At 47.9% G+C, this 17,317-nt stretch carries 19 protein-coding genes, 2 tRNA genes and 1 other RNA gene; 18 read left to right on the forward strand and 4 right to left on the reverse strand.

What is annotated here, in order from left to right:
* Nucleotides 1-175: transposase (locus F3H20_RS18735; protein ID WP_149736373.1), on the forward strand; the 175-nt coding region annotated here is incomplete at its 5' end.
* Nucleotides 176-341: 166 nt separating this feature from the next.
* On the opposite strand, the gene F3H20_RS18740 is transcribed toward F3H20_RS18735, so the two are convergent.
* Nucleotides 342-1,010, reverse strand: coding sequence for a response regulator transcription factor (locus tag F3H20_RS18740; RefSeq protein WP_149736375.1), 669 nt, complete (start codon nt 1,008-1,010; stop codon nt 342-344).
* Nucleotides 1,011-1,293: 283 nt separating this feature from the next.
* Here F3H20_RS18740 and F3H20_RS18745 point away from each other — a divergent pair, with 283 nt between their 5' ends.
* The 4 genes from F3H20_RS18745 (at nt 1,294) to F3H20_RS18760 (ending at nt 4,097) form a co-directional block, all read left to right on the forward strand.
* A complete protein-coding gene (locus F3H20_RS18745) occupies nt 1,294-1,599 on the forward strand; it encodes a CheW domain-containing protein (protein ID WP_149736376.1) in 306 nt (101 codons plus the stop codon).
* Between the two features lie 128 nt (nt 1,600-1,727).
* Nucleotides 1,728-3,416: a methyl-accepting chemotaxis protein gene (locus tag F3H20_RS18750; protein WP_149736377.1), complete on the forward strand. Its 1,689-nt coding sequence runs from the start codon at nt 1,728-1,730 to the stop codon at nt 3,414-3,416.
* A 125-nt stretch (nt 3,417-3,541) separates the two neighbouring features.
* Nucleotides 3,542-3,997, forward strand: coding sequence for a tRNA adenosine(34) deaminase TadA (tadA, locus tag F3H20_RS18755; protein ID WP_149736379.1), 456 nt, complete (start codon nt 3,542-3,544; stop codon nt 3,995-3,997).
* 10 nt (nt 3,998-4,007) lie between these two features.
* Nucleotides 4,008-4,097 (forward strand) — tRNA-Ser (locus F3H20_RS18760).
* 167 nt (nt 4,098-4,264) lie between these two features.
* Here the strand turns inward: F3H20_RS18760 and F3H20_RS18765 are convergent.
* The gene (locus F3H20_RS18765; RefSeq protein WP_149736380.1) at nt 4,265-4,645 is read right to left on the reverse strand and encodes a hypothetical protein; all 381 of its coding nucleotides are present in this window, start codon (nt 4,643-4,645) and stop codon (nt 4,265-4,267) included.
* Between the two features lie 387 nt (nt 4,646-5,032).
* Entirely contained in the window at nt 5,033-5,695 is a 663-nt protein-coding gene (locus F3H20_RS18770) for a phospholipase D family nuclease (protein ID WP_149736382.1), read from the reverse strand.
* A gap of 146 nt (nt 5,696-5,841) precedes the next feature.
* Here F3H20_RS18770 and F3H20_RS18775 point away from each other — a divergent pair, with 146 nt between their 5' ends.
* From F3H20_RS18775 to metF, 4 genes are all read left to right on the forward strand, one after another.
* Nucleotides 5,842-7,326, forward strand: a complete 1,485-nt coding sequence (locus tag F3H20_RS18775; RefSeq protein WP_149736384.1) for a tetratricopeptide repeat protein — start codon at nt 5,842-5,844, stop codon at nt 7,324-7,326.
* 192 nt (nt 7,327-7,518) lie between these two features.
* Complete coding sequence (locus tag F3H20_RS18780) at nt 7,519-7,995, forward strand: DoxX family protein (protein WP_149736386.1); 477 nt, start codon at nt 7,519-7,521, stop codon at nt 7,993-7,995.
* 197 nt (nt 7,996-8,192) lie between these two features.
* Nucleotides 8,193-10,403, forward strand: a complete 2,211-nt coding sequence (locus tag F3H20_RS18785) for a PAS domain S-box protein (protein WP_149736388.1) — start codon at nt 8,193-8,195, stop codon at nt 10,401-10,403.
* A gap of 214 nt (nt 10,404-10,617) precedes the next feature.
* A complete protein-coding gene (gene metF, locus F3H20_RS18790) occupies nt 10,618-11,496 on the forward strand; it encodes a methylenetetrahydrofolate reductase [NAD(P)H] (RefSeq protein WP_149736389.1) in 879 nt (292 codons plus the stop codon).
* A 44-nt stretch (nt 11,497-11,540) separates the two neighbouring features.
* On the opposite strand, the gene F3H20_RS18795 is transcribed toward metF, so the two are convergent.
* Complete coding sequence (locus F3H20_RS18795) at nt 11,541-11,753, reverse strand: hypothetical protein (protein ID WP_149736390.1); 213 nt, start codon at nt 11,751-11,753, stop codon at nt 11,541-11,543.
* Between the two features lie 169 nt (nt 11,754-11,922).
* Here F3H20_RS18795 and F3H20_RS18800 point away from each other — a divergent pair.
* The 9 genes from F3H20_RS18800 (at nt 11,923) to F3H20_RS18840 (ending at nt 17,033) form a co-directional block, all read left to right on the forward strand.
* Nucleotides 11,923-12,012, forward strand: a tRNA-Ser gene (locus F3H20_RS18800).
* Nucleotides 12,013-12,315: 303 nt separating this feature from the next.
* Nucleotides 12,316-12,690 carry a cupin domain-containing protein gene (locus F3H20_RS18805; protein ID WP_218140748.1) on the forward strand — a complete coding sequence of 125 codons (375 nt, stop codon included), beginning with the start codon at nt 12,316-12,318 and terminating at the stop codon, nt 12,688-12,690.
* A 357-nt stretch (nt 12,691-13,047) separates the two neighbouring features.
* Nucleotides 13,048-13,147: signal recognition particle sRNA small type (gene ffs / locus F3H20_RS18810), an RNA gene on the forward strand.
* Between the two features lie 112 nt (nt 13,148-13,259).
* Nucleotides 13,260-14,996, forward strand: a complete 1,737-nt coding sequence (gene dnaX / locus F3H20_RS18815; protein WP_149736392.1) for a DNA polymerase III subunit gamma/tau — start codon at nt 13,260-13,262, stop codon at nt 14,994-14,996.
* Nucleotides 14,997-15,001: 5 nt separating this feature from the next.
* Nucleotides 15,002-15,337, forward strand: coding sequence for a YbaB/EbfC family nucleoid-associated protein (locus tag F3H20_RS18820; protein ID WP_091752239.1), 336 nt, complete (start codon nt 15,002-15,004; stop codon nt 15,335-15,337).
* A 6-nt stretch (nt 15,338-15,343) separates the two neighbouring features.
* Complete coding sequence (gene recR / locus F3H20_RS18825) at nt 15,344-15,940, forward strand: recombination mediator RecR (protein WP_149736393.1); 597 nt, start codon at nt 15,344-15,346, stop codon at nt 15,938-15,940.
* 56 nt (nt 15,941-15,996) lie between these two features.
* Nucleotides 15,997-16,287 carry a DUF2508 family protein gene (locus tag F3H20_RS18830; RefSeq protein ID WP_149736394.1) on the forward strand — a complete coding sequence of 97 codons (291 nt, stop codon included), beginning with the start codon at nt 15,997-15,999 and terminating at the stop codon, nt 16,285-16,287.
* 134 nt (nt 16,288-16,421) lie between these two features.
* Complete coding sequence (locus F3H20_RS18835) at nt 16,422-16,703, forward strand: DUF2508 family protein (protein ID WP_188128416.1); 282 nt, start codon at nt 16,422-16,424, stop codon at nt 16,701-16,703.
* A 36-nt stretch (nt 16,704-16,739) separates the two neighbouring features.
* Nucleotides 16,740-17,033 (forward strand): pro-sigmaK processing inhibitor BofA family protein, encoded by a 294-nt coding sequence (locus tag F3H20_RS18840; RefSeq protein WP_223191859.1) that lies wholly within the window; start codon nt 16,740-16,742, stop codon nt 17,031-17,033.
* Nucleotides 17,034-17,317 lie beyond the last annotated feature (284 nt).

The following is a 17,317-nucleotide window of genomic DNA, read 5'->3' on the forward strand; positions in this document are numbered from 1 at the left end:
GCTATATAGGAAGAGAAGTCAAACCATTGAGCGGAGTTTTGCAGACGCTAAGCAACTGCACGGACTTCGCTATTGCCGGTTTAGGGGTAGAGAGCATGTACAAGAGCAGGCGTTACTAACGGCTGCTTGTCAAAACATGAAAAAGATTGCCAATCACCTCGCCAGACTGGCGTAGGTATCGGCAATCTTTTCTTTTTGAGTCTACTTAGTGATGGTTTTCCTTTTGTTTTGTCTAATAGAAACCCCCATGGCTTAGATCTTTCCCAAACCATGGGGTTCTTCAACAGCCTGAAGCACCCTGTAGGGGTGCTTCTTGCTTTATTTACGGGACACTTCGGCTGTCAGGTCTTAATCAAACCCAGTTCCAACCCTTTGGCGACCACCTTGGAACGGCTATTTACTTCCAGTTTGCCAAATAAATTATTCATATGACTTTTAACGGTGCCAACCGTGATATGCAGTTCCGCCGATATTTCGTCATTGGAGAATCCCTTGGCCAGCAAAGCGAGTACTTCCTTTTCTTTTACTGTCAGCGGGACGCATAATTCTCTATCGGTGCTTTTGGGCAAGCGATAGGCAGCCGGATTATCACTGATGCTGGTCAGCCGGGAATGACTGCCTTGGCTTTGATTATAGGCTTGAATGGAATCAATGACAATGGAGCGGATGGATGTAGCCGGGATCGGCTTGGTTAAAAAGGCGTTGATCTTGCCGTGATTTATCGCGTCAATAGCCATTTGCAGCTCGGCGTGTCCGGTCAGCATAATTCGCTGGACCTGTTTGTCCAGGTTTTGAATGCGGGAAAAAAGCTCAATGCCATTCATAAAAGGCATGCGGTAATCAGAAATAACGACGGCAAAGGGGCCTTGAAACTCAAAGATCTTTAAAGCCTGAACAGGATCTTTGGTGGTTACTACATCGAAATGACCGCGCATAATCCGCCGTAATGAAGCCAGATAGGCCTCGTCATCATCAACGATCAGGATTCGTCCATTAGTTGTCTGATTCATTGTAATTCCTCACTCCATGACCTTTTCCGGTATTGCTCACTATTTTACTCTAACCCTACTATTTGACAAAAAAGCAATTTTTCCTCTACCTTTTTATAGGTTTGCCATATTTGACGAAAATTGTCGACGATGCTTGTTATTTATAGATTTTTATATTTAATAAATAATTATTATTATTTATATCTTATGCTACATGATGCGAACAGTTTATCGGAGTAATATAATAGCAAGACAAGTCCTTGCTTTGAAACAAGTCGATTTCCAACAAAGGAGGAAACCTGGCATGAGCAACAACCGGATTGTAGTATTTCGCTTAGGCAATCAGCAATATGGAACGATTAGCGCCGCCGTTGGTGGAATGACAAGCCAGGTGCAGGATGTCCAGGCTTTACGGTCAAATTGCATCCCGGTGATGAAAATACAGACGGAACTTACTGACTCTAATAGCCAGCAGGCTTTGCTGCTGAATTCTCACGGACTGCAAGTGGCACTACTGGTGGATGAGGTTATTAAAGTAGACGATTTAAAGGGAACCGAGCCATTGCAGGAACCGGCTGGAATCTTTCGCATCTGGCGCATCAGCGAATAACAGAAAGTACCGTACGCAAGTGGGCGCTGCGGTCAATTGATCTTCTATGATACATAATGAACTTCTATAATAATTTAACAATGTTGGAACTGTTATGACTAATAATATAGAGACGGAGGATGGAAAAGATGAAACGGATCACAATAAGAATGCAGTTAATCGGAATATTTAGTCTGGCCATTGCACTGTTAGTCGCACTGGTAAGCGGTATTATGTATCAGTTTGAAGCGGCTACGGACAACTACAAGGACATGCTGTCCGGTACGGTGGAACGAACTATAAACTTGCAGAAATCGAAGTCGGATTTTCACGCCGGGCTGAGTGGGTTGCGGGGCTTTCTGGGCTATAACGACGAGACACTGGCCGTTACCGCAATGGATGAGTTTGGCAAGAGTGTAAAGCAGGTAAAAGAGTTTGCGGCGGCAGCTACTGCGACGAACACCAAACGGGAGGGCGAAAAGCTGGCGGCTATGCTTACGTCCTATGTAGAAGAAATTAACGCAGTCATTAACGCCAAAAAGCGCAACGATCCTTCCTTTACGGCACTGCTGGATTCGGCCAAGCAAAAAACAGCGGTTATTGATTCCCAGTTTGAAGCGGTGTCCAAAGCGCAGGACATCGTGCTGCATGAGCGGGTTCAGGAACAGAATGAACGGCAGGCTGTCGTGTTTAAGCTGGTCATTGGGTTCAGCATACTTGGCATTCTTCTGTTGGTTGCACTGATCATCTGGTACAGCCGGTCTCTTGCCAGAAGACTCCACAATCTGGGGAATGAGGTCAAAGCCGTAAGCCTGCTGGACTTGAGTACCCAGGATCGGAAAGCTGTACGCAATGATGAGATCGGTGATATGGCTAATGCCGTTATTACCATGAAAGGCGCCTTGCGGGAAATCGTCGGCAAGGTCAGACAAGATGCCGATGTTCTGGCTGCTTCCAGTGAGGAGTTGACGGCGGCGGTAGAAGAGCAGCTGCAAAACTCGGAAGTCATATCCCGTACAATCAATGAGATTTCAACCGGGTCCAGTCAAAATACCAGCAGCATTACCGAGATATCCGCAGTTGTTGAGGAAGTAACTGCCGGAGCCGAAGAAATGAGTGCCAGCGCGGCAGAAGTCAACCGTACCACGGGCAACGCGGTAGAGGACGCGAAGGCAGGGATGAACTTAATCGGAAAAGTTGTGACGCAGAACGAAACAATTGGGAAGGCTATGCAGGAAATTACCACCGTATCCAGTTTCTTGGCAGAGGGCTCAGCCCGGATACAGGAAATTATCACCGTTATCGGCAGTATTGCCGGACAGACTAACTTGCTTGCTTTGAACGCAGCGATTGAAGCCGCCCGCGCCGGTGAGGCCGGTAAAGGCTTTGCGGTAGTGGCCGAAGAAGTCAGGAAACTGGCCGAACAGAGTGCGGAAGCAACGCGGCATATTGGAGAAATCATTAAAAAGATGACCGGCGATGTTTCTCATTCGGTTAACCTGGTCAAACGGGCCAATGAGGAAGTGGCGACAGGCAAGATTGCCGCAGCCGATGCGGCAGAGGGTTTTACGACCATTGTGAACAAATTGGAGGCCGCTCAATCGGGCATAGCGCAGATTGCCAATGCTGTTGAGGAAACGGCGCATGGAATGCAATCCATTGTCGCTAATGTGCAGAGTGTCAGTGCGGTGGCCGAGGAAACCAGTGCCGGCACCGAGACGGTAGCCAGTGCCGCAACCCAACAAAACTTCAAGCTGCAGGGTGTTTCGGCAAGCGCCGAGGATTTGGCCAAAATGGCGGTTGAGTTGAATCAGATTATCAGTAAATTCAAAGTCTGAATCAACTTGTAATAATTTCCTGAAAATTAGAGTTGAATCAAAGAACAGGATACGCTATACTATTACAGGATCGGCTTGAAATCGACGCTGCTTTACAGCCTAAGCCAACGAGCGTGGTGAATTGGATGATGGATGATAACTACTATATGGGACTGGCCTTGCTTGAGGCCTGCCAGGCGTACTCGTTGGGGGAGATCCCGATTGGCGCTGTGCTGGTGGTTGGTGGTGAAGTGATTGCCAGGGCGCATAATATGCGCGAAACCTGGAATGATGCCACCGCCCATGCCGAAGTTATTGTTATCCGGGAAGCCTGTCAGAGGCTTGGCAGGTGGCGTTTGACGGGAGCAACGATTTATGTTACTATAGAACCGTGTCCGATGTGCGCCGGAGCGCTGGTGATGAGCCGTGTTGACCGGCTGGTATACGGAAGTTCGGATTATAAGGCCGGAGCCGTTGAATCCATCTTTAATGTCGTACAGCATGATGCGCTAAATCACCGGCTGGAAGTAACGGCAGGTGTGCGGGCGCAGGAATGTTCCGCGCTGATGAAAGACTTCTTTCGGGAGCGCCGGAAGCAGTAACAGCATAACTGGAGAGGTGTCCGAGTGGTCGAAGGTGCTTGACTCGAAATCAAGTGTCCTGTCAAAGGGACCGTGGGTTCGAATCCCACCCTCTCCGCCATAAACTACTAAAATTACCGCTGGCAATGTTGCCGGCGGTTTTATTTTTGCTTAAAATAAAACATTATTGTTAACTTGGTGCAATATTTGGTACAAAGTCATCTCAAACAGAATCGAATAGGGCTGCAGATAGCGCGATTAACAAAATCCACTATTACACTTGGCACATCAGGTTGGGGCAGTCATTTCCAATAATCGTGCACTTACACTGACCTGGTTGATATTTTCAAGCACAAATACATTCAAGATTTCCTGCAGATCAGGCGGAAACCCATAACCTCCCGGAAGCCCGTTGATCATATCAATAAGACTAGCCCGAACGCTTGGTGTGAGGAGTACTTCGGGATGGGGCGATATGATTGTACTAAGGTTGTTATATAGGAAAACTTCAACCCGGTCACGACCATCCTGGCTGCCAAGCAATAGAGGAACTAAAGAGGCCATTAATATTCCTTCTTTCCTCGCTATGATAATATTACAGGCCATAAAAACACTAGGGCGTGTTTGCAAGCTATCCCAAACGCTCCCTGACGGCGCTTTTTGTGCCATACTTCCTTAATCTTTTTGAAATAGGGGCCACTATTGTTGCAAAAAATTAATTTGTCTGGCGCAAATCACTCGACATGGATCATTCCGTTAGTTTGCAAACACGCCCTAGGAAGAGGACGCAGCAGTATTTTTCTATGACTTATATATATGGTGAAGTGCTGGCGCTGGTGTAACAATTATTTGAAATCGGCAACTTTATTTGGCGAATTTTCAGGGAGTCCGGCTTTTCATAGCATCGAAAAATAAAGGAGACCTGAGACGATGGCATAATGCCGTGTCGTACACAGGCCTTTTGGGACGTGCTTATAGTTAACTGGGTGCTGCGGAGAATATACTATAAACAGAGGCAGCGGGTCCGCTATCGAAAGCGTTTTGCCTCTCAAACGTTTAAGACTTCTTATAGTTTTCGGTTTCACTCCAGCGCCATTGCCAGTTTTGCGTGTACAGGACAGCCAGGTCTTTGTTACCGTGGATGACCAGGCAGTTTTCCGCGTTGTTGTGCTCGGCCGAATGGGTGAAGTTAAAGCTGCCGGTAATGACATCGACGCCGTCGATAATCATTATTTTGCTGTGGGCAATCTGAAAATCCGAATCAATCTTCAGACCAATGCCGTTAGCAACGATGGAATCCAGCAATTCTTTTTCTTTTTTGCTGCGGGAGCTTTCTTTGTCGTCATCGCTTACATTGCTCTTATCAATGATAATTTTTACGTCTACGCCGCGCTTTTTCGCGTCAATGAGTGCCTGGATAATTTCCTGCGAGGTAAAGCTGTAGGCCTGGACCTGAATGCTCTTTTTTGCTTGGCCAAGTTCTTTCACAATCATCGGGGTAATGCCGCCTTCGGGTGAGAAGGCAACTTCCGTACTGCCAACCGAGGGAACGGTATGTACGCCGGCGAAGGCCGCTGGTATGACTACTTTCGCGTGTTCGGCTGCTTTACCGGAAACATTGGCGAGTTGCTGTTTGTTGCAGCCGGCGATAAAACCGGCAGCGAAGACAAAGACAATTAAACAAGCCGATACTCCATATTTTTTAAGATTCTTTTGCATGATATCACCTCACTATTGTATTCGGCAAAAGAGGAGAAAACCCTGGTTTGAGAACACGCCCTATAACGGCATAAACTGCTCGTCTAATGGCTGGTTGAAGAGTATAATAGTAGCCAGAGTCTTGTGTTGCCGCGGAGGAAATAGGTATGACACCGAAAAACTACCTGGATTTAGGCATTGAGCTGCTCAAAAGGGGTGACCGGGAAGACGCAGTGACGGCCTTTTGCCTGGCTATAAAGCTGGATAGCAAATACGTACCGGCGTATAATAATTTAGGATTGGTTTTAAAGGATACGGACAGGTCACAGGAGGCGGCAGCCTGCTTTTATCGCGTTTTGGAGCTTGACCCGGACAATTCCTATGCCTATAACAATCTTGGCTTATTATGGATGGATGCGGGCGACCGGGAACAGGCGGCAGCCTGTTTTCGCCGGTCCATTGCGCTTGATCCTGAGCAAGCTGCTGTTTACAATAACCTGGGCACCGTATTAGAGGAACAATATTGTCTGGTTGAGGCGGAGGCCGCCTACCGTCGTGCTGTTGAGCTAAGACCTAATTATCCGGAAGCACAATATAATCTGGGACGGTTTTTGAAAGTGCTTCAGCGCCTGGAAGAAGCGATTCCCTATCTTCAGCGGGCGGTTGCCTTGCGCCCCGGTTATATGGAGGCTGGCTATTCACTGGCCAGCTTATATCTGCAACAGGGTCAATTCACTAAAGGGTGGGGTTTATATGAACAGTCGCGGCGCCGGAGATATGGCAGCCGTTATTTCTCGGCACCCCACTGGCAGGGAGAAGCCCTAGCAGGGCGGAGGATTTTATTGTACTGGGAGTATGGTTTTGGCGATACCCTCCAGTTTGTCCGGTATGTCGCCTGCATAGAGGCACTGAAGGCTAAAGTGGATCTGTGGGTGCAGCCGCCGCTGGCTGCTTTACTGGAAAACACTTATCCGGGGTTAGTCATTCATTCAGATGCGGTGGCGCCGGCGGAAAGCTATGATTATGTTTGTTCTTTAATGAGTCTGCCGGTCATTCTGGAAACCTGCCTGGAAAGTATTCCGCCGGCACGGCCATATGTTTTACACTCTAGCGGGGTGGCAGCATCAGCTTGGCGGGAACTGCTGGGAACAATGGCTGGCTGCGGATATAAGGTTGGGTTGGTTTGGGCCGGCAATCCCAAGCATAAAAATGATGATAACCGATCCATCTCTTTTTCACTCTTGTCTCCCCTGCTGGCGGTGCAGGGCATTAATTGGGTAAGCCTGCAGGTTGGCCCGCGGGCGAGCGATCTGGCGGAAATTTGCTGCCCTGTGTTGGATGTTGCTGATCGGCAGGGCAATTTCCTGGATACGGCGAGGCTGGTGGAGCAACTTGACTTGGTGATAACGGTTGATACCTCGGTGGCCCATTTGGCCGGATCGTTGGGGAAAGAGACATGGCTTCTGTTAGCTTTTGACGCCGACTGGCGGTGGCTGTTGGCGCGGGAAGATAGTCCGTGGTATCCTTCGGTCAAACTGTTTCGCCAACGTGAACCGGGTGATTGGCCGGAGGTAGTGGCCCGGGTCAAAACCGCTTTAGAACTTTTGCCGCGGGCAGTCACGCAGGCTGGCCAATATGTGTCCGAGCGATAAGACAGGGTGGGATGTGAACAGATTGGTTAAGGCTAATCCTTCTTTGTTTTAGAGGGAAGTGACAGTGTGTATATAAGTCGCCTCAGGGTAAAGTGGAATACCATAATCAGGAATAGGTGATGGGCAGGATTTTGGCTTTTGGTTGAGGAATTTAACAGAATATATTGCAGTAAGTGAGGAGGATGCAAGACTATGCGGGAATTGTATGTGTGGTTCAGCCAGGGGCTGTATTCCTATAGAAACATTGGACTGCTGCTGTTTCGCCTTGGGCTTGGCGGCATGTTCATGTGGCATGGTTTTCCGAAGATTGCCGGCGGTGTGGAAAAATGGACTGAACTGGGGCAAACGATGGCGGTCTTTGGTATTACCTTTGCGCCGGTATTTTGGGGATTTGGTAGTGCCTTTGCCGAATTTGTCGGGGGTTTCTTGATTGCTGCCGGTTTGTTTTACCGTCCGGCTTGTCTGCTGCTGATCAGTAACTTAAGTATTGCCTTTCTCAGCCAGATGCTGACAGATAAGGGCCTGCTAAAATCATCTCAGTCCCTGGAGGATGGATTTAGCTTTTTGGCCGCTCTTTTTATTGGGCCTGGTAAGTACAGTCTGGATGAATATCTGGGCTTAAATTCTTCGGCCAGTTGGGGAAAAAGAATAATGAAGCCGCATTGGTAAAAAAAGTCCTGCTTTGGCGTACATGCCCAAGCGGGATTTTTTATGTCACTAAAAGCCAGTTAAGACTAATGAATAAGAATATACAGAAAAATAAGCTTTTAGGAGATGGTTGAAGATAATTTGTGGAGGAGCAGCCTTTTTTCTGTCGTATAATAATTATTGTGGAAAACTGGTAATCAGAAGAGAAGGGGTATCCTATGGCGTCAATCCGGCAAGGGGTTGCACAACAAACATATGTTGTTATTACTATTCTAATGACTATAGCGACAATTATTGTCGGAACTTACTATATAGTAAGAGAGCAGGATCGAATTGTCCACGAACAGGAATTTAGGTTGTTTCAGGCAGCGGTAGAGTTAGCCCTGCAAATACCAAAATCTCAGTTTGACAATAAGATAAAAGAAGCCGAAGCACTACCGGTTGCGCCGGAGAAAAGGGCGACGGTGATCAATGACTGGTTGCAGCCTATTCTCCAGGTTCAAATAGAGAGGCATCCTGGTTTTGGTATGGGCATTTACGCCAGGGGAATTGACCGTATTGTTGCGATTGGGCCTGATTTTGACGATGGCAAACTTCAGCAGGGAGACGAAACATATTTTTCCAGTGCCTATGTATCGGGAAAGGCTCAGTTCAGTAAGTTTAAACGGACGCTTTTTTTTAACGGCAAACCGGTCAACAAAGTGATTTATCCGATTTCTTACCAGGGACACTACATCGGACACGTATGGGTCTGCTCCAAAACCGAGGACCTGAACCCGGCTATGCTGGCGGCCATTGTCAAGGTTATAGGGGTAGCGTTGCTGCTTTGGTCGATCATTCTTCTCACCCTGCGGATGGCCTTCCGGAAGCTGCAGACCGGCCTGCGAAATTTGGCTAATCAGATCCGGAACCAGGATTTTGACCGGCAATCGTTTGCCTCCTTTCCCGAACTGCTGCCGGTTTTTGACACCATCGTGCATTTGAGGGGAAAATTAAATGACGAGTGCCTGCAAGGAATGAAAGCACATGAAGAATTGGCATTATTTGTGGATTTGTCGGTAGATATGATATTTGTCCGGGGTTTCGACGGCTCTTTTAAAAGAATTAATCCGGCCGTAACCAAACAGTTAGGCTATTGTTTGGCCGACTTGACAGCGCCGGGAATTATTGAGAAGATTCATCCCCGGGATATGGAGGGTGTACTTGAGGCATGGAGTCGCGTGCTTGCCGGAGAACCCTGTCTGCAATACGAGAACCGCTGCCAGGCGAAAAACGGTGAATACCGCTGGCTGGCCTGGAATGCAATGCCCAGTAAGGAACATGGTCTGATCTATTTGGTAGCCAGGGACATTACGGAACAAAAGACGATCAATCAGAAGCTGCTAACCATGGCATCCATAGTAGAATACTTCTGTGACGGGATTGTCGGACTGGCGCCGGATGGAACGATTCAAAGCTGGAACCGGGAAGCGGAGAACCTTCTGGGTTACAGCGCGGCTGAAGCGATGGGAAAGCGCTTGTCTATGTTTTGTGTAACCGATTGCGGGCAAAAGACCAAAGAAGTGATTGGGACGGTAAAGGTCGAAGAAAAGGTGCAAAATTATCAATGCATATTACAACGGAAGAATGGCTTGGCGGTGGATGTGTCAATTACCGTTTCTCATATCTGGGAAAATAACGGTGATCTGGCAGGTCTTTCGGCAACGATCAGGGATATTACACAACAGAAAAAGATGGAACGGGACATAGTGCAGATGGACCGTTTGCAGACAATTGGACAAATGGCGGCCGGCATCAGCCATGAGGTTCGCAACCCGATGACCACGGTCAGGGGCTTTTTGCAGATGATTGGCCGGAGACCTCAATATGCTAAGGACAAAGAGTATTTTGATCTCATGATAGAAGAACTTGACCGGGCCAATACCATTATTAAGGAATTCTTGTCGATTAGTGACACCAAGGTACACAAGTTGGAAGCATGTAAACTGAATCAGGTTATTGAGGCCATTTTGCCTTTACTGCAGGCCGATGCCCTGGAGCAGGGGAAAAACCTGGAGGTAGATTTGCGCGAGACTGGTGAACTTCTATTAAATCCGAAGGAAATTCGCCAGCTTATTCTCAACCTGGTGCGAAATGGTCTGGAAGCGATGGCTGCCGGTGGCTTGGCAACCATCAGGACATACTCACGGGGGCGTGTGGTGGTGCTGGAAATTACCGACCAGGGAACGGGAATTCCGCCGGAGATATTGGATCGGCTGGGGACACCGTTTCTTACGACCAAGGAAAATGGCACCGGCCTTGGCCTTGGCGTTTGTTATGGCATTGCCGAACGGCATCATGCCAAAATCGATGTGGCCACCGGTCCCGGTGGAACGACTTTTTATGTAAGCTTCGACAGTCAGTACAGGGATGAGGACATGAAACAGTAAAGGTAGATTTACGGGGATACACGGGCTTATCTTGCTAATTTGCGGGGATTTTATCCCAAGGCGAGGCGGCGGAGGCGCAGCTAGCAAACATATGTAAGGCGGTAATAGAGGAGCGTTGAAAAAGGAAAGGCTCCGTGAGAAAATTTGATTTCAGAGCAGATGGCTGCTTAGCTGACCTTGTGCGACGGCAGCCGACAGGAGAGGGGTGGGACGAGTGTATATTAGGGATTTGTTTTATCAGCGAAGAAAACCGGTTGTTTCCCTGGAGATTTTTCCGCCGAAGCCGACCTTGCCGCTTGAGAGCGTTTACGCCACCTTGGAGGGACTTAAGGAATTACACCCTTCCTTTATTAGTGTGACTTATGGGGCAGGCGGCAGTAATTCGGCCAGGACTATCGAGATTGCCGATAAGGTAAAAAACCATTACGGCATTGAGGTCTTGGCCCATCTAACCTGTGTGGGACTGACAAGAGAACAGATTACGGCTACCCTGGATAAACTTGCCGCTTGCCAGGTGGATAACATTCTGGCTTTGCGGGGCGATCCGCCGCAGGGTGAGACTGCCTTTGTTCAGCCGGAAAATGGCTATCGTTATGCCGCCCAGCTAGTGAAACATATTAAAGAGACTGGCCGTTTCTGCATCGCGGCGGCAGCTTATCCGGAAGGTCATATAGAGTGCCGGGATATGGCGCGCAATATAGAATACCTAAAATACAAGGCGGAGCAAGGAGCGGATTTCCTGATTTCCCAGTTGTTTTTTGATAATGACAGCTATTACTACTTCCGGGAACAAATGGAGCGGGCGGGCATTCAGTGCCCAATGTCAATCGGCATCATGCCTGTGCTGAATGCCGCCCAGATTGAGCGAATTACTGCTTTGTGCGGCGCGCAAATTCCGGCCGCTTTACAGAAGCTACTGGACCGGTACCGGAATTCGGCGGAAGACATGGAGAAGGCAGGCATCGAATATGCCTGCGAGCAGATTGCCGATTTGCAGAAAACCCGGTTTGAAGGGATTCATATCTATACGATGAATAAAGTAGCCCAGGTGAAAAGCATACTCCAGAATACAGGGCTGCTGACCGAATCATAAGGTGCGGCGGCGGGCATACTAAAAAAGCAGGCGAAAGCGAACGATTAAAATGTGTGGAGGCTGGAGACCTGCGAGGCAATCGCGCTTGATACCGATAGAATGCTGTTGAGGTTGGTTTCCGGATTGGTGTTCAGATTGTCGAGAATGTCCAGGAGTATTAGTATGGTATAAATTGATGCAAAGTCACCAAACTGTAAGGCCCGATTGGCCGTCAGAGAATATTTGGCGGCTTGTTCCGCCAGGGCCGGATTTCGCATCAAGAAACCTCCTTTTAGAATATTGTATGCGTTATCTTACATTAATTGACACAACATTTTGTACAAACTTCTGTTGACAACTACCAGACATAAATGATATTATATTTTGCGTAGCCGATACATGGCCTACAGTTTTTACAACTCCATGATTGTTTCGTTTGGTAGACCTGGAGAGATGTCCGAGTGGTTGAAGGAGCACGCCTGGAAAGCGTGTGTACTGGAAACGGTACCGAGGGTTCGAATCCCTCTCTCTCCGCCATATCAAGAAAAACAAGCACTTATGACCTATGATACTATAGGAACGTAAGTGCTTTTTTGCTATCCTGTGTACATGCCTGATTTCAGTTCACATAAATCACTAGCCATATCATTGGTAGTATCATTAGGTGTATACTGTCTAACATTGGGGGCAGTTCACAGTGTGGTTGAAGTGAATAAAAACCTTTCTGAAAGGAAAAGGGATTTGGGCTGTTAAAAAAGAATGAGCACATATAGTGATTGTGTGAAGTAGTACTTTTTGTTAGAATTCAGCAGTACGATATTGAGAAGGAGGTTGGTAAGAATGGAAAACGACTATAATGATAAATCTATGCAGGTCATTGATACAAATTCAATGCAGTGGCAGGAACATTATAGCAAAACAGCGGGCAAAATGATGTATAAAAACTTATTGGTTCAAGACCAAGAAACTGGTATGAAGGTTGAGAAAATATGTTATCCTAGGGGATTCATAACTAAATGGCACTACCATAACTGCGCCCATGGCATATATGTTTTAGAAGGAACTTTAAAAACACATGATGGTTGTTATGGACCGGGATCTTTTGTTTGGTTTCCTGAAAAATCCCTAGCTGAGCATGGAGCAACTGAAGAAGCGGATGTTGTTGTATTATTTATAACCAATAAACTTTTTGACATAAACTATGTAGATAAATAAGGCAAGAAAATATAGCTGGACTATGTTAGTGGCGCAGGTTCCGAGTGCTGTGTTCATTCCTTCTATAATTTACCGCGACTTCTCCCTTGCACTCTTCAGTTATGTATAGTATAATCTTAGAGCAGAGGACAGTGCATGCGCCTAGTTAATGACTAAAAGTGCATCATTAGTACCAATATTGGCAAAAACATTAGATACAATCTAGGGTTGTAAGTGGTTTTTCTGGAGTAGACGCTTCGGTACCGCCTGGAAAGCGTGTATATTCGAAAGAGTATTGAGGGTTCGAATTTCTCTCGCTCCGCCATTATACAAATTAGCCGCTTAGCGGCTTCTGTTTTTAAGGTCGGACCGCGGTAATGTTGGGTCTTGCGCAATAGGAACTCATGAACTCCGCCAGGTCCGGAAGGGAGCAACGGTAAGTGATCATTCTTATGTGCCGCGAGGGTGCCTGATTATTACCGTGGCCCGACGTTAAAAACAGGTATATAGAATATGTAAAGCAGCCAGGGAAGCTATTTTCTGGTTGCTTTTTGGCATTGGGCCATTATCATGCAGGGGGAGGGACAGCCGTGTCGTATGTAGCACTATATCGTCAATGGCGGCCGCAGGATTTCAATAATCTTGTGGGGCAGGAGCATGTCTCACAGACTTTGAAAAATGCTATTCAGTTGGGCCGTATTTCCCATGCCTATTTATTTGCCGGCCCACGGGGGACCGGCAAAACCAGTACAGCCAAGATTTTAGCCAAAGCACTCAATTGCGTGGAGGGGCCTACCACGGAACCTTGCAACCAATGTGCCAATTGCACTAAAATTACAGCCGGTACCTCTATGGATGTCTTTGAAATTGACGCGGCATCCAACCGGGGGATTGATGAAATTCGGGATCTTAGGGAAACCATTAAATTTGCTCCGGTAGACGGCCGCTACAAAGTATATATCATTGATGAAGTACATATGTTAACCACGGAAGCTTTCAATGCGCTGCTGAAAACTCTGGAGGAACCGCCGGCTCATGTGGTCTTTATTTTAGCGACCACGGAAGCGCATAAAATTCCGGCGACCATCCATTCCCGCTGCCAGCGTTATGATTTTAGGCGGATTAGCAATCAGGAAATCGAAGACCGTATCCGGGAAATTGCCGTCCATACCGGATTGACCATTGAGCCGGAGGCTGTCAGATTGATTGCCGTGCACGCTGACGGCGGACTGCGCGACGCGCTCAGCATACTCGATCAGTGCGCCACCTTGTCCGATTCGGCGATTGATACGGCTAAAGTACGCCAACTGTTAGGATTGATTGGTCACGAGTGGATTTTGCGTCTGACCGGTTGTCTGGCAGATAAAGCGCCCAAAGATGTACTGCTGGTGGTGGATGAACTATGCCGCCAGGGCAAAGACGTGCGACAGGTGCTATTAGAGCTGGTTCAGCATTTCCGCGGACTGATGCTGTACAAAGCGGCACCCGAATTGGAAAATATAAATGTTTATGTAGGTGATAAAGCTGTTTTGGCTGAACAGAGTGCCCGGTTCAGTCACGAAGAACTGTCGGCGATGATTCATATGCTGCATGAAGCCGCTAACGAGGCCCGGCGGGTGCCGGAGCCGCGGATTGCCGCCGAGGTGGCGCTGCTGGCCATGTGCCGCCGGCAGGGGAGTGGCAGTATGGATGCGCTGCTCATGCGCCTGGAAGCACTGGAAAGTAAGCTGAACCACTGGGAAAGTTCAGGTGCACCGGCGGCTCGGCCAAGCATACCCCAAACTGCGGCTCCGGCCAGGGAAGCCAGAACTGCTGCTCCCAACCAGGCAAACAATGCGGAGCCAAGCGCTCCCGTCGCTGCTAAAGCCGGACCGGCGCCGGTCGTGCCGAAGGCAACCCCAGCGGTTTCGGGCGAGAAACCCAAAGATATGAATCAAGTCTGGGACGGTGTTTTACGGGAACTGCTGGCCGCCGGTAAACGTTCGGTACATGCCTGTGTGGCGCAAGGCCAGTTGGTGGCATTCGATGAAAAACAGGCTGTCATTCAGTTTACAGCGGCCTTTCCGAAAGAACGGACGGAAAAAGAGGATTACCGCGCTATTATAGAGAAGATATTTATGCAGATTTCAGGTTATCCGGTTCAGCTAAAATGCATGCTCGGCCACACGGCGCCGCCCAAACCTGCCGAAGCGCCGGGAACAGATAAAACAGCCGCTCCTGCCGGCCCTAGTGCGGCAAAGCAGCCGGAAGAGGACCATGCGTTAAAACAGGCGTTAAAAATGTTTGGCGGCAAAGTGATCAAGCAGGAAAATCATGAGGAGGTTTAATACATATGTTTGGAAATATGGGAAACATGGGGAATATGGCTGGAATGATGAAGAAAGTACAAAAATTGCAAGCCGATATGGCCAAAATGCAGGAGGAATTGAAGGGCCGTGTTTTGGAAGTCTCTTCCGGCGGTGGTGCGGTTAAAATCGTTATTACCGGCGAAAAGCAAATTCAATCGGTAAAAATTGATCCCGGTGCAGTAGACCCGGAAGATATCGAAATGTTGGAAGACCTGATTGCGGCCGCCGTGAATGAGGCGATCAAAAAAGTAGACGATATGATGGCGCAGGAAATGGGCAAACTGACCGGAGGCTTGAATCTTCCGCCAGGAATGTTTTAAGCTCCCATGCAATATATCGCACCGTTAGCCAATTTAATTGAGCAGTTCCGGGCATTGCCTGGCATTGGAGCAAAGTCTGCCGTGCGGCTTGCCTATCATGTACTGGAAATGGATAAAGACAAGGCCGCCGCGTTGTCTAAAGCCATTCTGGAGGCTAAGGCTAAAATCAGCTATTGCCAGACCTGTTTCAATTTAACTGATTGTAACCCTTGTGCTATTTGTCAGTCGCCGAACCGGGACCGGACCGTCCTCTGCGTCATGGAGGAACCCCGCGATGTGGCGGCGATGGAAAGAACACGGGAATATAAGGGCTTATACCATGTATTGCATGGCTCCTTATCGCCACTGGAAGGGATCGGGCCTGAGGAGTTGCGGATTAAAGAGCTTTTGGTCCGCTTGCAGGACGGCAGTGTAAAAGAAGTGATCATGGCCTCCAATCCCAATGTAGAAGGCGAGGCTACCGCTATGTACCTGGCCCGGCTGATTCAGCCGCTGGGGGTCAAGGTAACGCGCATTGCCCACGGACTGCCGATGGGCGGTGACCTGGAATACGCCGATGAGGTTACCTTATCCAAGGCGCTGGAAAACCGGCGTGAAATGTAAGGATGTTTAATAACCTCCTCTTGTGGAAAAAATAACCGCAAGAGGAGGTTTTATTTATGGTGATGACATGGCAAAAACTTGTGAAAAACCTATTAACTCCGGAAGAATGCCAGCCTAAGACCCTGCCGGACCTAAAGGAAATGGTGGAACAGGCCCGGCAGGAATGGCTGTCGGCCCAATATTATTACGATACCGTAACCGATAAGGACCTGGTCGATCATGCTGTATATATGATGCAAGCTGCGGAAAAAAAATATGTTTACTTACTCAAACAGGCCCGGCAGGCTGGTATTACTCACTACCCTTATCCCGGACATATAGAGGAAGACTCAAAACTTGTATATTAATGATAAAAAAATCAGAGCCTGGCTCTGGTTTTTTTATTAACCGGTGCGGTGCAAGTGGAGTCTGCACTCTTTTGTCATAAAACGGACTGGCTGCGACTATATTGTGGAAGAGAGGTATCGGGGGAGGGATGAGGATGATGGCATGGCGGAGCCTGTTGACAGGATGGTTGATAGAAGAGCAGCGCACAGCCACAGTGCCCAACCTGTGGGAGCTCATTGAACAAGCAAAGTGTGACTGGCTATATGCGCACAGCTATTATAACAATGTAAGCGAGCCTGATTTGTTGGAATATGCCATATATATGATCAAAGCTTCAGAGAAAAAGTATGCCTATTTGCTAAAACAGGCCAGGTTTGAAGGACTGAAAGAGGAAATACACATAAATCGTGCCAATAAATACATGACAGGCTGTTAAATCTGATTTACAATAAAGGAAGCAAAGGAGGGAATTATGATGCCACCGCTTTTTGGAATGGAATGGAGTATGAACGTAATCATTGCCTATGCCTTCGGCATTATATTGATTTATTTATTGGGTCGAATGTTTTTAATGCCGCTGCGGCTTATTTTTCGACTGATTTATAATGGCCTGGTGGGAGGCATCATGTTATGGGCGGTCAACTTTGTTGGTGCCCATATGGGTTTTACTTTGGCGATTAATCCGATTACGGCGCTGGTTGCCGGTTTCTTGGGCTTGCCGGGCGTTATCCTGCTGATTCTATTTAAACTGTTCATTGCCGGTTAGGGTATGAAAATTTTATAATGCACGTATATAATCCAAACAACGAGCATATGCTAGAAACCGTGAGCATATGCTCGTTGTTTGCCTGTCAACCTGGTATACTCAGGATAGGGTACATTGCCTCATGACTTAAGTCTATGATATATTATACAAGTCGTCACAACACGGCAAACAAAAAAACAGGTTGACAGACAAAAGCCGATGTGATAGTATATAAAAGCTGTCGCAAGGCGGCGGTCAACAGGAACTGCGGCAACGCAGTCCGGTGTTCTCTGAAAACTGAACAA

The sequence above is a fragment of the Propionispora hippei DSM 15287 genome (assembly GCF_900141835.1).
Classification (GTDB): Bacteria; Bacillota; Negativicutes; order Propionisporales; family Propionisporaceae; genus Propionispora; species Propionispora hippei.

Excerpts from the sequence above, each read along its gene's own strand:
- F3H20_RS18740 (WP_149736375.1), bottom strand. The coding sequence starts at position 1,010 with ATGAATCAGACAACTAATGGACGAATCCTGATCGTTGATGATGACGAG.
- F3H20_RS18745 (WP_149736376.1), top strand. The coding sequence starts at position 1,294 with ATGAGCAACAACCGGATTGTAGTATTTCGCTTAGGCAATCAGCAATAT.
- F3H20_RS18750 (WP_149736377.1), top strand. The coding sequence starts at position 1,728 with ATGAAACGGATCACAATAAGAATGCAGTTAATCGGAATATTTAGTCTG.
- tadA (WP_149736379.1), top strand. The coding sequence starts at position 3,542 with ATGATGGATGATAACTACTATATGGGACTGGCCTTGCTTGAGGCCTGC.
- F3H20_RS18765 (WP_149736380.1), bottom strand. The coding sequence starts at position 4,645 with ATGGCACAAAAAGCGCCGTCAGGGAGCGTTTGGGATAGCTTGCAAACA.
- F3H20_RS18770 (WP_149736382.1), bottom strand. The coding sequence starts at position 5,695 with ATGCAAAAGAATCTTAAAAAATATGGAGTATCGGCTTGTTTAATTGTC.
- F3H20_RS18775 (WP_149736384.1), top strand. The coding sequence starts at position 5,842 with ATGACACCGAAAAACTACCTGGATTTAGGCATTGAGCTGCTCAAAAGG.
- F3H20_RS18780 (WP_149736386.1), top strand. The coding sequence starts at position 7,519 with ATGCGGGAATTGTATGTGTGGTTCAGCCAGGGGCTGTATTCCTATAGA.
- F3H20_RS18785 (WP_149736388.1), top strand. The coding sequence starts at position 8,193 with ATGGCGTCAATCCGGCAAGGGGTTGCACAACAAACATATGTTGTTATT.
- F3H20_RS18795 (WP_149736390.1), bottom strand. The coding sequence starts at position 11,753 with ATGCGAAATCCGGCCCTGGCGGAACAAGCCGCCAAATATTCTCTGACG.
- F3H20_RS18805 (WP_218140748.1), top strand. The coding sequence starts at position 12,316 with ATGGAAAACGACTATAATGATAAATCTATGCAGGTCATTGATACAAAT.
- F3H20_RS18820 (WP_091752239.1), top strand. The coding sequence starts at position 15,002 with ATGTTTGGAAATATGGGAAACATGGGGAATATGGCTGGAATGATGAAG.
- recR (WP_149736393.1), top strand. The coding sequence starts at position 15,344 with ATGCAATATATCGCACCGTTAGCCAATTTAATTGAGCAGTTCCGGGCA.
- F3H20_RS18830 (WP_149736394.1), top strand. The coding sequence starts at position 15,997 with ATGGTGATGACATGGCAAAAACTTGTGAAAAACCTATTAACTCCGGAA.
- F3H20_RS18835 (WP_188128416.1), top strand. The coding sequence starts at position 16,422 with ATGATGGCATGGCGGAGCCTGTTGACAGGATGGTTGATAGAAGAGCAG.
- F3H20_RS18840 (WP_223191859.1), top strand. The coding sequence starts at position 16,740 with ATGATGCCACCGCTTTTTGGAATGGAATGGAGTATGAACGTAATCATT.